The organism is Mesorhizobium sp. M1E.F.Ca.ET.041.01.1.1 (assembly GCF_003997355.1).
Lineage (GTDB): Bacteria > Pseudomonadota > Alphaproteobacteria > Rhizobiales > Rhizobiaceae > Mesorhizobium.
Genome location: NZ_RZSL01000723.1, coordinates 1 through 2,614 on the forward strand (window position 1 = coordinate 1; position 2,614 = coordinate 2,614).

Here is a 2,614-nt window from a genome sequence, read left to right on the forward strand (position 1 = left end):
CGTCCATGTCACCCACGACCAGGAAGAAGCGATGGCGCTGGCCGACCATTGCGTGGTGATGAATGACGGCCGCATCGAGGACGAAGGCCCGCCCGAACGGGTCTACGCGCGGCCGAAGACGCGCTTCTCCGCCACCTTCATGGGCGAGAGCACCATCCTTGCCGGAACCGTGACCGAGGCGAAGAACGGGATCGTCACGGCCTCGACCTCGGCTGGGCCGATCTCGCTGCCCGGCGCGTCACCTGCCGGCGCCGGCGTTGCTCTTGCCATCCGGCCCGAGCACCTCGTCCTCGGCGACGCAAAAGGCGAGGTCGCGCTGGGCACGGCCAAGGTCAGCGACGTCGTCTTCCAGGGCAGCTTCAAACGCGTGCTGGCCGCCTCGACGCGGGATCCTGCATTGCAATTCATCGCCAAGGCTCCGGCATCGGCCACCGTCCGGGCAGGCGACATGATCGCGGTTTCGTGCAACGCTCAGGACATCATCCTGCTGGCGGACTGAGCAAATGAGCATGCTTCCGGTCATCGAGGCTCCGGACTGGTACGAGACCATCCGCATGGGCGACGACATCACGCTCATCCATGAGCCGTGGATCAAACCATTCTTTCGCTGCAACATGTGGCATGTGCGCGGCCGCGACCGTGACCTTTTGTTCGATACCGGCCTCGGCCATTTCAGCCTGAGGCGGCACGTGCCCCTGGTCACGGAACGCAAGCTCGTCTGCGTCGCCAGCCACACGCATTTCGACCACATCGGCTGCCATCACGAATTTTCGGATCGCTGCGTGCATTCCGCCGAAGCGGCAATCCTTGCCGACCCGCGCAACGAATGGACGGTGGCCGATCGCTACGCCAACGAAGAGATGTTCGATGGTGCGCCGGAAGGCTGGGATACGGCGCGCTACCATATCCTGCCCGCCCCAGCCGGCCGGCTACTCGAGCATGGCGACGCCGTCGATCTCGGCGACCGCGCCTTCGAGGTCATCCACACGCCTGGACATTCGCCCGGCGGTATCGCGCTCTACGAGAAGAAGACCGGCATCCTCTTGTCCGGCGACATCGTCTATGACGGGCCGCTGATCGACGACGTCTATCACTCCGATATCGAGGACTATGTCGCGACGCTGCTCGCCATGCGCGACCTCGATGTCTCGGTCGTCCATGGCGGCCATTTTCCGAGCTTCGGCAAGGTGCGCTATCGGCAACTTATCGACGAGTATCTGGCGCACAAGCGCAAGGCCGGCTGCCACCTGAAGCAGAGCAGGTGAACGTTCAGACCCGATTTTGTGATGCTGGGTTAAAGCGCCCTTTGCGGGCAGGGCGTCCCGGCGGCATCGCCGCAGCGGGAGGCCGCAGGCTGCGGCCGCAGGCTCATCTCTTCCGATTGGCGCACCAGTTCGGCGAACATGAGCGCGAAACTTCCCATCATCAGGAAGACTATGATCAGGCGCGTTACCGGCAATAGACAGGGTCTCTCGACTGGCCAGCCCCCGCCAACCCATCCACTGCCGGCTAACATGGCTGATCCGGCTTTACGAGTGTTTAAGCTCGGTCTTAACCATCTCAGCCATCACATTCATTGCACGCCTGTCACGAAGCGCGAGGGCCGTCCTTCCGTTCGCACGGCATGGCATGCCGCCCTTTGCAGATGCGGGCGGCGCATGCTACGCCGTCGCCCGCGGCCAGCAGGCGGCCGCGGTCGCCGTTCGGGATCCATGAGCAAAGAAACCAGCCGTTTCGCCTTCGTCTCTTCGGACACTGGTGACGCCCGCGCGGCGCTGCAGAGCCTGTCTGCGCGCTATGGGCAGATACCCGTCGCCGAGGCCGATATCATTGTCGCGCTCGGCGGCGACGGCTTCCTGCTGCAGACGCTGCGCGACACGATGAGCAGCGGCAAGAAGGTCTACGGCATGAACCGTGGCACCATCGGCTTCCTGATGAACGAATATCGCGCGGGCGGCCTCGAGGAGCGCATTTCGCGCGCGGTGCCCGAAACGATCCGCCCGCTGGAAATGGTTGCGGTCACGCGTGATGGAGAACCCGTTTCGGCTTTGGCGATCAACGAAGTTGCGCTTTGGCGCCAGTCCTATCAGACGGCAAAGATCCGCATCACCGTGGACGAGCAGGTGCGGCTGGAGGAGTTGAACTGCGACGGCGTGATGATTGCCACGCCGGCAGGCTCCACCGCCTACAACCTGTCGGCGCACGGACCGATCCTGCCGCTCGACGCGCCGCTTCTGGCACTGACACCGGTCAGCCCGTTCCGGCCGCGGCGCTGGCGCGGCGCACTGCTTTCCAACAAGGCGACCGTGCGCTTCGACATCTTGGAATCGGAAAAGCGCCCGGTAAACGCCGCCGCCGACCACACCGAGGTCAAGGCGATTGCCTCGGTCACGGTCCGGGAATCGCCGACCGCCACGGCGACGTTGCTGTTCGATCCCAATCATTCGTGGAACGAGCGTATTCTTGCCGAGCAGTTCCGCTATTGAGCCGGCGCAAGGACAAGACCTCGTTTAAGCATCGCGATTAAGGTTACGTCTTCACAATCGCCGGAATCCCGGCCGTTTCTGTTGACAAATCGCGGACTTGCGCCTAACTGCAAGCCCGATCTTGCAGG

At 63.6% G+C, this 2,614-nt stretch carries 3 protein-coding genes; all 3 read left to right on the plus strand.

Annotation, left to right across the window (positions count from 1 at the left end; all coding sequences use genetic code 11):
• Positions 1 to 499: TOBE domain-containing protein (locus EOA38_RS33155; protein ID WP_127301212.1), on the plus strand; the 499-nt coding region annotated here is incomplete at its 5' end.
• Positions 500 to 503: 4 nt separating this feature from the next.
• The gene (locus EOA38_RS33160; protein ID WP_127301213.1) at positions 504 to 1,265 is read left to right on the plus strand and encodes an MBL fold metallo-hydrolase; all 762 of its coding nucleotides are present in this window, start codon (positions 504 to 506) and stop codon (positions 1,263 to 1,265) included.
• A gap of 447 nt (positions 1,266 to 1,712) precedes the next feature.
• Positions 1,713 to 2,486, plus strand: coding sequence for an NAD kinase (locus EOA38_RS33170; RefSeq protein ID WP_126094146.1), 774 nt, complete (start codon positions 1,713 to 1,715; stop codon positions 2,484 to 2,486).
• Positions 2,487 to 2,614: the final 128 nt, after the last annotated feature.

What these genes read in the sequence shown, in the direction of transcription:
- EOA38_RS33160 (WP_127301213.1), top strand. Translation starts at nt 504, where the DNA reads ATGAGCATGCTTCCGGTCATCGAGGCTCCGGACTGGTACGAGACCATC.
- EOA38_RS33170 (WP_126094146.1), top strand. Translation starts at nt 1,713, where the DNA reads ATGAGCAAAGAAACCAGCCGTTTCGCCTTCGTCTCTTCGGACACTGGT.